Annotated in this window: 11 protein-coding genes and 1 pseudogene; all 12 read right to left on the bottom strand. The window is 65.3% G+C overall.

Translation table 11 applies throughout. The annotated features are described in order from the left end of the window. Window positions 1-71: 71 nt before the first annotated feature. The 12 genes and pseudogenes from ftsY to ABH922_RS07080 all read right to left on the bottom strand — a co-directional run bounded on the left by ftsY (window position 72) and on the right by ABH922_RS07080 (window position 14,089). A pseudogene (ftsY, locus tag ABH922_RS07135) lies at window positions 72-1,578 on the bottom strand (signal recognition particle-docking protein FtsY). A gap of 42 nt (window positions 1,579-1,620) precedes the next feature. Beyond that, window positions 1,621-5,211, bottom strand: coding sequence for a chromosome segregation protein SMC (smc, locus tag ABH922_RS07130; RefSeq protein WP_424806248.1), 3,591 nt, complete (start codon window positions 5,209-5,211; stop codon window positions 1,621-1,623). A gap of 87 nt (window positions 5,212-5,298) precedes the next feature. Further along, window positions 5,299-5,583: an acylphosphatase gene (locus ABH922_RS07125; protein ID WP_424806247.1), complete on the bottom strand. Its 285-nt coding sequence runs from the start codon at window positions 5,581-5,583 to the stop codon at window positions 5,299-5,301. A 54-nt stretch (window positions 5,584-5,637) separates the two neighbouring features. Further along, on the bottom strand, window positions 5,638-6,078 hold the full coding sequence (locus ABH922_RS07120) for an OsmC family protein (protein WP_424806246.1): 441 nt from the start codon (window positions 6,076-6,078) through the stop codon (window positions 5,638-5,640). 43 nt (window positions 6,079-6,121) lie between these two features. After that, a complete protein-coding gene (gene mutM / locus ABH922_RS07115; protein WP_424806245.1) occupies window positions 6,122-6,991 on the bottom strand; it encodes a bifunctional DNA-formamidopyrimidine glycosylase/DNA-(apurinic or apyrimidinic site) lyase in 870 nt (289 codons plus the stop codon). Between the two features lie 9 nt (window positions 6,992-7,000). Continuing rightward, window positions 7,001-7,774 carry a ribonuclease III gene (gene rnc, locus ABH922_RS07110; RefSeq protein ID WP_424806244.1) on the bottom strand — a complete coding sequence of 258 codons (774 nt, stop codon included), beginning with the start codon at window positions 7,772-7,774 and terminating at the stop codon, window positions 7,001-7,003. 19 nt (window positions 7,775-7,793) lie between these two features. Further along, window positions 7,794-7,976 (bottom strand): 50S ribosomal protein L32, encoded by a 183-nt coding sequence (gene rpmF / locus ABH922_RS07105; protein ID WP_072687533.1) that lies wholly within the window; start codon window positions 7,974-7,976, stop codon window positions 7,794-7,796. A gap of 2 nt (window positions 7,977-7,978) precedes the next feature. Continuing rightward, window positions 7,979-8,590 (bottom strand): YceD family protein, encoded by a 612-nt coding sequence (locus ABH922_RS07100; protein WP_424806243.1) that lies wholly within the window; start codon window positions 8,588-8,590, stop codon window positions 7,979-7,981. 146 nt (window positions 8,591-8,736) lie between these two features. Further along, window positions 8,737-9,498, bottom strand: a complete 762-nt coding sequence (locus ABH922_RS07095; protein ID WP_424806242.1) for a DivIVA domain-containing protein — start codon at window positions 9,496-9,498, stop codon at window positions 8,737-8,739. Window positions 9,499-9,630: 132 nt separating this feature from the next. Then, entirely contained in the window at window positions 9,631-10,125 is a 495-nt protein-coding gene (gene coaD, locus ABH922_RS07090) for a pantetheine-phosphate adenylyltransferase (protein WP_424806241.1), read from the bottom strand. Further along, window positions 10,122-10,688 carry a 16S rRNA (guanine(966)-N(2))-methyltransferase RsmD gene (gene rsmD / locus ABH922_RS07085; protein ID WP_424806240.1) on the bottom strand — a complete coding sequence of 189 codons (567 nt, stop codon included), beginning with the start codon at window positions 10,686-10,688 and terminating at the stop codon, window positions 10,122-10,124. The genes coaD and rsmD overlap by 4 nt, the downstream gene beginning before the upstream one ends. Continuing rightward, window positions 10,685-14,089, bottom strand: a complete 3,405-nt coding sequence (locus ABH922_RS07080) for a pyruvate carboxylase (RefSeq protein ID WP_424806239.1) — start codon at window positions 14,087-14,089, stop codon at window positions 10,685-10,687. Before ABH922_RS07080 ends, rsmD begins: the two co-directional genes overlap by 4 nt. Window positions 14,090-14,157 lie beyond the last annotated feature (68 nt).

The raw sequence follows: 14,157 nt of genomic DNA, 5'->3' as shown, positions 1-14,157 counted from the left end.
ATTCAGACACGAAAACACTCGTGCCCTCCGTCTCGATCGAGACGGAGGGCACGAGTAACGCGAAGGAGAACTCAGCCGAGAAGCGCGTCGACGAACGCTCCCGGTTCGAACGGAGCGAGATCGTCGGCACCCTCGCCGAGGCCGACCAACTTCACCGGAACACCCAGCTCGTGCTGAACCTGGAACACGATTCCGCCCTTCGCGGTTCCGTCCAACTTCGTCAGCACGACGCCGGTGATATCGACGACCTCGGCGAACACGCGTGCCTGCGCCAGACCGTTCTGTCCGACAGTGGCATCGAGGACCAGAAGAACGTCGTCAACCGAGGCCTTCTTCTCGATGACCCGCTTGACCTTGCCCAGCTCGTCCATCAGGCCCGTCTTGGTATGCAGCCGGCCTGCGGTGTCGATCAGGACGACGTCCACTCCCTCGTCGATTCCGCGCGCGACCGCATCGAACGCGATGGCCGCGGGATCGCCGCCTTCCTTGCCACGGACAACCTCTGCACCGACTCGCTCCGCCCACGTCTGCAGCTGGTCCGCAGCGGCCGCGCGGAATGTGTCCGCCGCACCGAGAACGACGCGGCGACCGTCGGCGACCAGCACGCGTGCCAGCTTGCCCGTGGTAGTCGTCTTGCCGGTTCCGTTGACGCCGACCACCAGGAGAACCGCCGGATGATCGTCGTGCGGAAGTGCCCGAATGGAGCGATCGAGTTCCGGGCGCAGTTCGGCGATGAGCACCTCGCGCAGCAGAGCACGAGCTGCGGCCTCGGTACGTACGCTTCGGGCGGCCATCTGCTCACGAAGTTTGGTGACGACTTTCTCCGTGGTTGCCGAACCGAGATCGGCGACGAGCAGGGTGTCCTCTACCTCCCTCCCACGAATCCTCGTCGAGGTCGCCGCCGCCGAGCAGACCGAGCAGGCTCTTTCCGACAGCCGACTGTGATCGTGACAGTCGACCACGCAGGCGATCGAGTCGACCCTCCGTCGGATCGATGTCGTCCAGCACCAGGGTTTCGACGACCTCGGGCTCGACCGCTACAGGCTCGGCCTCGGCTACGACAGGTTCGGCCTCGGCTACGACAGGTTCTGGCTCGGCTACCGGAGCCTCGATTGCGGGCGCCTCGGTTGCGGGCGCCTCGACCACCGGAATCTCGGTCGCGGGCGCCTCGACCACCGGAGCCTCGGTTGCCGGCGGTGCGGTTGCCGGAGCCTCGGTTGCCGGAGTCTCGACAATCTCAGGCTCCGTTGTCGACTTCGTCGCTACCGTCTCGTCGGCGGCAGGCTTCTCGGCGGCAGGCTTCTCGACTACCGGTGCCGGCTCGACCGGTGCCGGCTTCTCTGGTACCGGTTTCGGCTTCGGCGGCGCAGGTGCCGTAGCCGTGCCTTGACTGAAGTTGAACCCGCCCCCGGCCTGATATCCGCCGGACTTGTCCTTCGGTGTGGTTCCGAGTTCCGGCTTCGTCTCCGGTGCCTTGAGCGAGATCTGACCCCGACGGTAACGCAGATAGCCGACGACGAGCACGACGAGCAGTACGGCCGCAACAGCGGCAATGATGATCCAAGCCTGGGTAGTCACCGGGCTATTGTTCCAGGCTCGGCGGAAAAACGTGTACAGGCGTCAGGTAGCCGCCATGTCCTGACCACGAAGTCGCTGTGAAATGACGGTGGTGATGCCGTCGCCACGCATGCTGACGCCGTAGAGTGCGTCGGCGATCTCCATGGTCGGCTTCTGATGGGTGATCACGATCAGCTGCGACTTCTCCCGCAACTGCTCGAACAGTTCGATCAGGCGGCGCAGGTTGGTGTCGTCGAGCGCCGCCTCCACCTCGTCCATGACGTAGAACGGGGACGGCCTGGCACGAAAGATCGCAACGAGCATCGCCACGGCGGTCAACGACTTCTCGCCGCCCGAGAGCAACGACAATCGCTTGACTTTCTTGCCGGGCGGTCGTGCCTCTACCTCGATCCCGGTGGTGAGCATGTCTGCCGGGTCGGTCAGGACGAGCCTGCCCTCACCGCCGGGAAACAGGGTTTCGAATACCCCGCCGAACTCTCGTGCGACGTCGGTGAACGCCTCGCCGAACACCTGCTGAATGCGGGCATCGACGTCGGCCACGAGAGTGAGAAGGTCTTTGCGGGCGGTTTTGACGTCTTCTAGTTGTGTGGCGAGGAACGTGTATCGCTCTTCGAGGGCGGCGAATTCCTCGAGCGCCAGCGGGTTCACCCGCCCGAGAGCGGCGAGATCCTTCTCGGCCCGCTTCGCTCGGCGTTCCTCGGCTGCGCGGTCGTAGGGAATGGGCGCCGGGGCGGTGACCTGTTCGCCCCGTTCCTTCGCTTGCTCGTATTCCTCCATCTCGAGAGCGGACGGCGGTAATCGAACGTCGGGACCGTATTCGGTGATCAGATCTGCGAGCCCGATTCCGTACTGATCGAGGATCGACTGCTCGAGCTGCTCGATCCGCAGAGCGGCCTGAGCTTTCGCGACCTCGTCGCGATGCACCGCATCGGTCGACGACGCCAACTGCCCGGTGAGGTCGCGGACGAGTCCGCGGATCTCGTCGACCCTGTTCGCACACGCGGTTCGGGTACGAGCCAGTTCCTCACGATGGTCGAGCGCAGCGGCCACAACGGTCTCGAGTTCGGCGATCACCTTGCTGCCGGACTCCGCCACTGCTCTGGCAACCTGTGCCGCGTGGGCGCGTACCCGCAGTGCAGTTTCGGCACGCACCCGCTCCGTCCGCTCCGCAGCCGCTGCTCGCCGAAGCGAATCTGCTTTCCCCCGAACCGATTCCGCGCGCTCCTCGGCGGTGCGGACGGCAAGCCTGGCCTCCATCTCGACCGCGCGAACTTCGGTGAGCACCGCGGCCAGCCGCTCACGTTCGGCCGCGGTCGATTCGCTCGCGTCGCTCTCGGAGCCATCGTTGTTCTCGGCTGCGCTCAGTCGATGTTCGAGTTCGGCGAGGGCTGCGATCGTCTCATCCCGGCCCAGCCGAGCGCGCAACCGTTGCGCCTTCAGACGGTCCGATTCCGCACGTGCCACGCGTGCGGCTTGCCCCAGTCTGCCCAACTGTTCGTAGATCGCCGACAGTGCGGCGTCCGACTCGTTGAGTGCGGCGAGGGTCTGTTCGGCCGTTTCCCGGCGCGCGGCCTGTTCTGCCACGGCGCCGGCGAGTGCTGCATCGAGTTCTTCGGTGCGTGCTTCGGTCTCCGCCAGTGCGGCGATGGAGGCGTCGATGGCCGCCTGAATCTCGAGGGTGCTCGGTTGCCGGTCCGAGCCGCCGCTCATCCAGCCGTGACCGAAGAGGTCGCCGCTGCGCGTCACGGCGCGAGTACCGCGGTGCTCGTTCACCATTCGGACGGCGTCGTCGGCGGTGTCCACCAGGACCACGTTGCCGAGGAGCGCCGTGAGTGCTGCTCGGAGTTCAGGCGGGCATTCGACGACGTCGACGGCGCGGTGGAGCTCCGACTCGAACTCCGGTGGCGCGGGCAACGCGGTGGGGTCGCTCACGATCACCGTCGCCCGCCCGCCGTCCTCGTCCGCCAAAGCCCCGACTGCCGAGCGAGCCGCATTCAACGATTGCGCCACAACGGCGTTCGCGGCCGAACCCATCGCAGCCGCGATGGCGACCTCGTAACCGTCCCGCACGGTGATCAGTTCGGCGAGCGAACCGGTGATGCCGTGGTCGCTTCGCCGGTCGAGTACCCACCCCGCGCCGTCCTTGCGGTGCAGACCCATCGACAACGCGTCGATACGGGCACGCAACGACGCGACGGACTGCCCACTGGACTTCTCTTCCTCCCGAAGACGCGCGACGTGCGCGTCGATCGTCGCGAGCGCTTCGAGTGCTCGCTCGTGGTTCGTGTCCAGACCGATTTCACCGGCATCGAGGTCACCGATGCTTTCCTGCACGGTGTCGAATTCGTTCTGCGCGGCGTCACCACGCAGGCTCGCCTCGTCGATGGCGTCGGTGAGACGAGTCAGGTCCGCGTCCACGGATTCGAGGCGGGTACGTAGTGTGTCCACCTGACCCGAGAGCCGCGCCAGCCCCTCGCGGCGGTCCGCAATCGCACGAACCTCCGCCAGGTGCGCCCGCTCGGCAGCGGCCGCAGCGTCTTCGGCGGCCGTCAGCTGTTCACGAGCGGCATCGGAGGTTCCTCTGGCAACAGCGACGGCGTCGATCAGCGTGGCCTCCTCGGCCGCCAACCGATCAGCGCGTGTTTCCATCTCGTCCGGGTCCTGGACGCGACCCCCGACCGGCGCAGCGCTGAGATGATGTGCCCTCTCATTCGCGATCCGAACCGTGGCATTGACTCGCTCGGAAAGCGAGGCCAACTGAAACCACTGCGCAGCAGCAGATTCCGCATCCGGCGTCAACTGCGCGAGCGCCTGCTCCTGCCGCCCCAGCTCGGCATTGGCCTCGTCCAGCGCTGCCGTCACTCGCTGGTGTTGCTCACGTGCGACCTTCTCGTCGTGACGCTGATTCTCGAGGTCGGCACGCCTGGTCACCAGATCGTCCGCGGCAAGGCGCATCTTCGCATCACGCAGATCGGCCTGCACGGTTTGGGCCCGGCGGGCGAGTTCCGCCTGCCTGCCGAGCGGTTTGAGCTGGCGGCGCAGCTCCGTCGTGAGATCGGTGAGCCTGGCGAGATTGGCCTGCATGGAGTCGAGTTTGCGGACCGCTTTTTCCTTGCGGCGCCGATGTTTGAGAACACCGGCGGCTTCTTCGATGAAGGCGCGGCGGTCCTCGGGCCGGGATTCGAGAATCGCCGCCAGCCGTCCCTGCCCGACGATGACGTGCATTTCCCGGCCTATCCCGGAATCACTGAGCAACTCCTGGACGTCCATCAGCCGGCAGGACGCGCCGTTGATCTCGTACTCCCCCGCGCCGTTGCGGAACATCCGACGTGTGATCGACACCTCGGTGTAGTCGATGGGCAAAGCGCCGTCGACATTGTCGATGGTGAGGGTCACTTCGGCGCGGCCGAGTGGCGCCCGGCCCGACGTGCCGGCGAAGATGACGTCCTCCATCTTCCCGCCGCGTAGCGCCTTGGCGCCCTGTTCCCCCATCACCCAGCTCAAAGCGTCGACGACATTGGACTTGCCGGAGCCGTTGGGGCCCACCACGCAGGTGATGCCCGGCTCGAAACGCAGAGTCGTCGCCGAGGCAAAGGACTTGAATCCTTTGAGCGTCAGACTCTTGAGGTGCATGGGCGCAAACTTTACCGTGGCTCGCCGACTGCCCGAGCCTGTGACGCTCGGCGCCGGCCCCAGCCTGTGACGCTCGGCGCCGGTGGTTCAGCGCTCGACGAAGCCTGTGAGCTCGCCTCGCGCATCGGTGAAACTCTCCACCACCAAGTTCACTGTCCCCGGAGTGGCGGCGGACCGGAGGAGATCGACGAGTCGCTGCGCCTGATCACGAGGACCTTCGGCGACCACGAGCACTCGCCCGTCGCGTTGATTCGACGCGTAACCGACCAAGCCGAGTTCCAATGCGCGAGCACGAGTCCACCAACGGAACCCGACCCCCTGGACGTGTCCGTGCACCCAGGCCGTCAACCGCACGAGGCGTTCGTCGCTCACAGTGCCCCCGTAGTGGCGACGCTCACAGTGCCCCCGTAGTGGCGAGTCGGCGCATCAGCCCTGGGTGTCGATCGTCAATGTGACCTCGGCGCCGGCCTTGATGGTGCGTCCCACGGTGCACACCTTGTCGACGGAGCGCTCCACCAAGGTGATCAGACGCCGCTGGGCTTCCTCGTCGAGTTCGCTCAGGTCCAGTTCGAGTACCTCGTCGAGTCGCGGGTACACCTCGTTCTCGCGGTCCGCCGCACCGGACACCCGGATGGTGGCGTCGTAGTTGTCGCCGAGTCGACGCGAGACCGGGAAGTCGGAGCTCATTCCGGTGCAGGCCGCCAACGCTATCTTGAGGAGTTCGCCGGGAGTGAAGACGCCGGGTACGGACTCCGATCCGATGAGAACTTCGGCTCCGCGAGAACTCTTGCCGGTGTAGAGGCGGGTGCCGGTGCGTTCGACCCAGAGTTCGGTGTGTGCGGGAGCGGATGCGGTGTTGTCAGCCATGTGCCAATCTTGCCACCGCGTCCGAATCCGAGCGCGCGTAGGCCTATCGGTGTCCGAGCGAGCGGGGAGCTGGTTGACAGCGCGGGCAACTGAACGAGGAGCGGTTCATGAACTTCTCCCGCCTGATCGGGGCACCACACCGCGGACAGGGCAGGCCTTCCTGCCCGTACGCGGACAGCGATCGGTCGAAGTATCCGGATTCTCCGTTGACGTTGACGTACAACGCGTCGAAGGATGTACCGCCCTGATCGAGCGCCTCCCCCATCACCGCTCGAGCGGCGGTGACGAGTTCCCGAAGTTTCGGTCTGGTCAGCGTTTCCGCGATCCGGTTGCCGTGGATCTTTGCGCGCCAGAGTGATTCGTCGGCATAGATGTTTCCGATGCCGGAGACGACGGTCTGGTCGAGAAGGGCGCGTTTGATCTCGGAGTGCTTGCGTTTGAGTGCGCCGACGACGGACTCGAGATCGAAAGCGGCGTCCATCGGATCTCGTGCGATGTGCGCCACCGATTCGGGGAGCAGGGTGCCGTCCACCTCGACCAACGGGGAGATGGACCAGCCACCGAACGTGCGCTGGTCGACGAAACGTAGATCCGCGCCGGAGTCGAGAACCACTCGAATACGAAGATGCTTTTCCCACGGCACACTGGGCGGCTGGACGAGCATCTGCCCGCTCATGCCGAGATGAACCACGAGGCCGACTCCGGCCGGTTCGAGCACCAGCCACAAGTATTTGCCACGACGCTCCGCCGACGCGATGGTTTGAGCGGCGAGTTGGCCGATCAGGTCATCGGCACCGAGCACGTGACGGCGCACGGCGCGCGGATGCAGTACTTCGACGGCTTCGATGCTCGCCCCGACAGCGTGTGCGTGCAGTCCGCGACGAACGACTTCTACTTCCGGCAGTTCAGGCAAGAGCGGATTTCAGCCGGCCGGTTCGGCAGCGGGAGCTTTCTTCGCGGAACCGTCCGAAGCCTTCTCGGACAACGCGTTCCACGCAGTGCTGGCCGCCTTCTGCTCGGCTTCTTTCTTCGAGCGGCCGATACCGACACCGTAAGGTGATCCGCCGACGAGAACTGTCGCCGTGAATTCCTTGTCGTGATCGGGGCCGGTAGCCGAAATCTCGTAGACCGGAACACCCACTCCGCGTTCTGCGGTGAGTTCTTGAAGGCTGGTCTTCCAGTCGAGACCGGCGCCCAGAAGTGGCGCTCTGGTCAGGAGGTCGTCGAACAGGTCGAGTACGACCCGGCGTGCCGTCTCGATACCGTGCTGAAGGTGAATGGCACCGAGTATCGACTCCATGCCATCGGCGAGGATGGACGGCTTGTCACGGCCGCCGGTCATTTCCTCGCCCTTACCCAGCAGCAGGTGCGCTCCGAGACCACCTTCGCCCAGAGTCCTGGCGACCTCGGCCAAGGCATGCATGTTCACGACGCTGGCACGAATCTTCGCCAGATCGCCCTCCGACTTGTCGGGGTGCGTCAGGTACAGATTTTCCGTGACCGTAACTCCGAGTACCGAATCCCCGAGAAACTCGAGGCGCTCGTTGGTCGGGAGTCCACCGTTCTCGTATGCGTACGAACGGTGCGTGAGAGCCAAAGTCAGAAGGCCTGGCTCTATATCGACGCCGACAGCGGCGAGGAGCGTGTCGTGATTGCCCTCGCCGCCGGCGGCTGAAACTGTATTTTCGCTCGTCATGGTCTTTCTCCGAAGAGAACTAGACAGCAGCGGTTACCTGGCGGCCCTTGTACGTGCCGCAGGACGGGCACGCGATATGCGGAAGGGTCTTTTCGCCACAGCCACGGTTGGGGCAGGTGACGAGGGTGGGCACAGTGGTCTTCCACTGGCTACGACGCGACCGCGTGTTGGATCGCGACATTTTGCGCTTGGGGACAGCCACTTCTACTTCTCCTCGGCTTCGGTGATCACAAGATTTTCGCTGTTGACTGACTCCACGCCAAATTTGGCCGCGAGACCAGCCCAGCGAGGGTCAAGTATGTCATGCCCATGCCCAGATTCCGCAATCGCCAGGCGAACGCCACATTCTGAACACAATCCGAGGCAATCGTCACTGCACAGAGGCTGGAGCGGAAGCGCCAGCCCGACTGCATCGACGATGACCGGTTCGAGATCGATCTGATCGTCCTCGACACCGTAGACCTCGCCCTCTTCCGTCGTCTCCTCGGTGACACTGTCCGGGTAAGCGAACAACTCGGTGAGATACAGATCGACGACCGACGAGAACGGCTCCAGACATCGAGAGCACTCACCCGCAGTGGGTGCGTGCACGGTGCCGGTGACGAGGACACCTTCGGAGACTGCTTCCATCCGAAGATCGAGCTCGATGTCCGAGCCGGATTCGATCGCGATCAGATCGAGACCGATACGACTCGGGGACTGGATTGTTCTCGCCACGACGCGCATCGACCCCGGACGACGACCCAATACGGTCGTGTCCAGAAGAAAACCCGCATCAGATGGCTGATGCGACGAATGACGACGGTGCTTTGACAAAGAGAACTCACCTGACTGTTGAAACTGGTATGGGCAACCACCCCACAATACCGGACAGCAGGCGCCATGCCCAATCCGCGTGCAGGTGAAAAGCCGACCCGAGCCGAGTCGGCCTTACGCACCTGCACCCCAAGGGGCGTAGCGATCTAACGACGCCGGTCGCTACGACGATCGTCGTCGAGGTAGTCCGGGACTCCGGAACCGGTACGCAACTGTTGCCGGCCACGGCCCACCGAACGGACGGTTCCGTTGAGGAACTCCTCGAACTCGGCAAGTTTGGTGTCCACGTACAGATCACACTCCGAACGCATGCGATCGGATTCGGCGTGCGCGGTGTCGATCACCCTGGCCGACTCCGTGTGCGCGGTCTGCACCACCTCGGTTTGCGAGACCAGTCGCGCCTGCTCGGCCGCGCCTTCGGCCACCGACCGATCGTAGGACGCCTTACCGGATTCGATCATCCGATCGGCTTCGGCGCGGGCGCGCCCGGTGACGGCGTCGTACTCGCGTCGCCCGTCGGTCACCGTACGTTCGGCTTCCACCTCGGCGTCTTCGACCAACTGGTCGGCGTGAGCGCGGGCTTCGGCGACCATGCGATCCGCCTGTGCCTTGGCGTCGGCGAGAAGTCGGTCGGCGTCGTCGCGTGCGTTCTCGACGGTCTCGGTGGCCTCGGCATTGGCGCTGCTCACGGTTTTCTCCGCGTTGGCGCGCGCGTCGCCGACCAGCTTGTCGCGGTGGTCGAGCACGTCTTGGGCGTCGTCCAGCTCACTCGGAATGGCGTCCCTGACATCGTCGAGCAGTTCCAGGACGTCACCTCGCGGTACGACGCACCCGGCGGTCATGGGAACACCGCGTGCCTCTTCGACGATTGCGACCAGTTCGTCCAGTGCCTCGAATACGCGGTACACAAGTAACCCCAATCTTTCCCCGGCCGGGATCGGCCAACATCGCCATCGGTCCAACCGGACCGATGCCTGTTCCCGTCCAAGTTTGCCGGAAGATCGGCCGACGGGGTGTCGCCTGGGGCGGTGTGTCGGGGATCAGCTGTTTTCGGCTGCCTGTTCCGCGAGCCTGGCCAGCAGTCGGGTATGCACGTTCGCGGGCACCATGTCGGAGACGTCGCCACCGTAGGTCGCGACTTCCTTGATCAACGAGCTCGACAGATAGCCGTACGTCGGGTTGGTCGCCATGAAGAGCGTGTCCACTCCGGTGAGCTTGCGGTTCATCTGCGCCATCTGCAGCTCGTAGTCGAAATCGGCAGCACCGCGCAGCCCCTTGACGATGGCACCGAGGCCTTCTTGCTTGGCGTAGTCGACCAGCAACCCCTGCCAGGAGCTGACCCGAACGTTGGGCAGGTGGCTGGTCGCATCTTCGAGCATCTCGATCCGCTCGTCGACAGTGAACATTCCACGCTTGTTCTTGTTGATCATCACCGTGACGACGACTTCGTCGAATTGCGCAGCAACTCTTGCGAATACGTCGAGGTGACCGTTGGTCACCGGGTCGAAGGATCCAGGGCAGACGGCACCAGTCATGAGTCCAGACGGTAGCAGGTGGCCAGTTCGATGCGGGCCTCGCCGTACTTCTTGACCTTGCCGGGTTCGAAACCGTCGGGCCACTGCGTCCGGGGTGAGCGCGACGAACGTTCGAGCACCACGATCGTCCCCTCTCCCACCCATTTGTTGGCCAGGAGATCCTCGAGCATGGACCGCACCGCGTCGTCGGTCACCGCGTACGGCGGATCGGCGATCACGATGTCGTACTCACGGCCACTCGGACCGCCGACGACGGCCGCCACCGGAGCGGCCCGGACCGAGGCACCCGGCAGAGCGAGCGTGGCGATGTTGTCCTTGATGACCGCGGCGGCCTTCGCGTCCGACTCCACGAGGACGACGTGCTCCGCGCCACGCGAGAGCGCCTCCAGCCCGAGCGCGCCCGATCCGGCGAACAGATCGAGCACGGCGCACCCGTCCAGGTCGATCCGCGCTTCGAGCGCACTGAACAGTGCTTCTCGGACGCGATCCGAGGTGGGACGGGTGCCGCTCGCCGGGACTCGCAGGCGTCTACCACCTGCGAGTCCCGAGATGATGCGTGTCACTCTGCGGCGCTCTCCCCGGTGGAGACGACGACGAGAAGGTCTCCGCCTTCGACCTGCTGGACGGCGCTGGTCGCGATCCGCGCGACCGTGCCGGCGCGCGGGGACGTGATCGCGGCTTCCATCTTCATCGCCTCGATGGTTGCGATGGTGTCACCGGCATCGATCTTCTGGCCTTCGGTGACCGCGAGGGTGACGACACCGGCGAACGGTGCTGCGACGTGACCGGCGTTGTTCTTGTCGGCCTTCTCCGCGACGGGAACGTCGCTGGCGATGGACCGGTCTCGGATGGAGACCGGACGCAACTGCCCGTTGAGGATGCACATGACAGTGCGGTAGCCGCGCTCGTCGGGTTCGGAGATCGCTTCCAGACCGATGATCAGCTGCACGCCGGGCGCGAGTTCGACGCGATGTTCCTCGCCGCGCCGCAAACCGTAGAAGAACTGGTTCGCCGACAACCGGGAGGTGTCGCCGTACTTGTCGCGGTGCTCGAGGAATTCCTTCGTCGGACCGGGGAAGAGCAACCGGTTCAACGTCGCACGGCGATCCTTCGACGAGCCGTCCAGCAGTGCCTCGTCCTCGGCGGAGAGCGGGGTTTCCGGCTTGGCCGGTCCGCGCCCTTCGAGGGCCTTGGTTCGGAACGGTTCCGGCCAGCCGCCGGGAGGCGTGCCGAGTTCGCCGCGCAGGAATCCGATCACCGAGTCCGGGATGTCGAACTTCGCCGGGTCGGCCGCGAACTCCTCCGAGGACACGCCGCCGCCCACCAGGTGCAGTGCCAGGTCACCGACCACCTTCGACGACGGGGTGACCTTCACCAGGTGACCGAGCATGCGGTCGGCGTCCGCATACTTGGCTTCGACCTCTTCGAACCGGTCACCGAGACCGAGGGCAACAGCCTGGGTGCGCAGGTTGGAGAGCTGACCGCCCGGGATTTCGTGGGTGTAGACGCGTCCGGTGGGTGCCGGGAGTCCGGATTCGAACGGGGCGTACACCTTTCGCAGTGCTTCCCAGTACGGTTCCAGATCGCACACGTTGCCCAGGTTCAGGCCGGTGTCGTAGTCCGAGTGTGCAGCTGCGGCCACGATCGCCGACAGCGCAGGCTGGCTGGTCGTACCGGCCAGGGCTGCGGACGCCCCGTCGACGGCATCCGCGCCTGCCTGCCAGGCCGCGAGGTAGGTCGCGAGCTGGCCGCCGGGGGTGTCGTGGGTGTGCACGTGCACCGGCAGGTCGAAGTTCTTGCGCAGAGCTGTCACCAGCGTGGTCGCGGCGGGAGCCCGGAGCAGGCCGGCCATGTCCTTGATCGCCAGCACGTGTGCGCCTGCGTCGACGATCTCTTCTGCCAGACGCAGGTAGTAGTCGAGCGTGTACAGCTTTTCGCCGGGGTTCGACAGGTCACCGGTGTAGCTCAGGGCGACCTCGGCGAGTGCGGTACCGGTCTCACGGACCGCGTCGATGGCCGGACGCATCTGATCGACGTTGTTGAGGGCGTCGAAGATACGGAAGATGTCGATACCGGTGTCGGTGGCTTCCTGCACGAACGCGCGGGTGACCTTCTCCGGGTACGGGGTGTAGCCGACCGTGTTGCGGCCACGCAGCAGCATCTGCAGGCAGATGTTCGGGATCGCCTCGCGCAGCGCGGCGAGGCGATACCACGGATCCTCGTGCAGGAAGCGCAGTCCTACGTCGTACGTGGCGCCGCCCCAGGCCTCGACCGAGAGCAGTTCCGGGGTCAGGCGGGCCACGTGCCCGGCAACTCCGAGGAGTCCACTGGTGCGCACGCGGGTCGCGAGCAGCGACTGGTGGGCATCGCGGAAGGTGGTGTCGGTGACGGCGACGGCCTTCTGCGCTCGCAGTGCCTTCGCGAATCCTTCCGGGCCGAGCTCGAGCAGTCGTTGCCGGCTACCGGCGGGCGGCGGGGTGGAGAGATCGATCTTGGGGAGCTTGTCCTGCGGGTACACCGCGGACGGGCGCTCGCCGTGCGGCTTGTTGACCGTCACGTCCGCGAGGTAGGTGAGGATCTTGGTGCCGCGGTCCGCGGACGAGCGCAGCGTCAGCAGCTGGGGGCGTTCCTCGATGAACGACGTGGTGACGCGGCCGGCCCGGAAATCCGGATCGTCGAGAACAGCCTGCAGGAACGGGATGTTCGTCGAGACGCCGCGGATACGGAATTCGGTGACGGCCCGCCGTGCGCGGGCGACGGCAGCTTCGAGGTCACGGCCACGGCAGGTCAGCTTGACGAGCATCGAGTCGAAGTACGCTCCGACCTCGGCGCCGAGCGTGGCGCCGCCGTCGAGGCGGATACCGGCGCCGCCCGGGGTGCGGTACGCGGTGATCCGGCCGGTGTCCGGGCGGAATCCGTTTGCCGGGTCTTCGGTGGTGATACGACACTGTAGTGCTGCGCCGCGCAACCGGACGGTGTCCTGCGTCAGGCCCAACTCGTCGAGGGTCGCACCGGAGGCGATCCGCAACTGCGACTGCACCAGATCCACGTCCGTCACTTCTTCGGTGACGGTGTGCTCGACCTGGATTCGCGGGTTCATCTCGATGAAGACGTGGTTACCGCGGGTGTCGAGGAGGAACTCGACGGTACCGGCGCAGGTGTAGCCGATCTGCTTGGCGAACGCGACGGCGTCGGCACAGATCTTGGCGCGCAACTCTTCCGGCAGGTTCGGGGCCGGGGCGATCTCGATGACCTTCTGGTGCCTGCGCTGGAGCGAACAGTCCCGCTCGAAGAGGTGAATGACGTTGCCGTGCTCGTCGGCCAGAATCTGGACTTCGATGTGCCGGGGATCGATCACGGCCTGCTCGAGGAACACCGTCGGATCACCGAACGCCGACTCAGCTTCGCGCGCAGCAGCTTCGATCGCTTCACGTAGGTGCTCACGCTCGGCGACACGGCGCATACCGCGGCCACCGCCGCCGGCGACGGCCTTGACGAAGATCGGGAACGTCATCTCTTCCGCCGCCGCCAACAACTCGTCGATGTCGGACGAGGGCTCCGACGACGCCAGCACCGGCAGACCTGCTGCCTTCGCGGCGGCGATCGCCCGCGCCTTGTTTCCGGTCAGCTCCAGGATTTCCGCGGACGGGCCGACGAACTTGATTCCGGCATCGGCACACGCGGCCGACAGATCCGGGTTCTCCGAGAGGAATCCGTAACCCGGGTAGATGGCGTCGGCGCCTGCGCTCTTGGCGGCAGCGACGATTTCCTCGACCGAGAGGTACGCCCGAACCGGGTGCCCCACCTCGCCGATCTGATAACTCTCGTCCGCCTTCAGACGGTGGATCGAGTTTCGATCCTCGAACGGGAACACCGCAACGGTTCCAGCACCTAGTTCATAGGCGGCACGGAACGCACGGATCGCAATTTCGCCACGGTTCGCGACGAGCACTTTGGAGAACATGCAAGGAAAGTACCGTGGATAGGAACGACAGCGGGCAACCGCGTCCCAGATTTCAAGACTGAATCGTG

Source organism: Rhodococcus sp. 27YEA15 (genome assembly GCF_049739425.1).
Lineage (GTDB): Bacteria > Actinomycetota > Actinomycetes > Mycobacteriales > Mycobacteriaceae > Rhodococcus_F.
This window is presented reverse-complemented; position numbering and strand designations above follow the sequence as displayed.

Bases quoted from the DNA above. Each gene is read 5' to 3' on its own strand.
- ABH922_RS07080 (WP_424806239.1), bottom strand. From the start codon at position 14,089: ATGTTCTCCAAAGTGCTCGTCGCGAACCGTGGCGAAATTGCGATCCGT.
- smc (WP_424806248.1), bottom strand. From the start codon at position 5,211: ATGCACCTCAAGAGTCTGACGCTCAAAGGATTCAAGTCCTTTGCCTCG.
- coaD (WP_424806241.1), bottom strand. From the start codon at position 10,125: ATGACTGGTGCCGTCTGCCCTGGATCCTTCGACCCGGTGACCAACGGT.
- ABH922_RS07120 (WP_424806246.1), bottom strand. From the start codon at position 6,078: ATGGCTGACAACACCGCATCCGCTCCCGCACACACCGAACTCTGGGTC.
- rnc (WP_424806244.1), bottom strand. From the start codon at position 7,774: ATGACGAGCGAAAATACAGTTTCAGCCGCCGGCGGCGAGGGCAATCAC.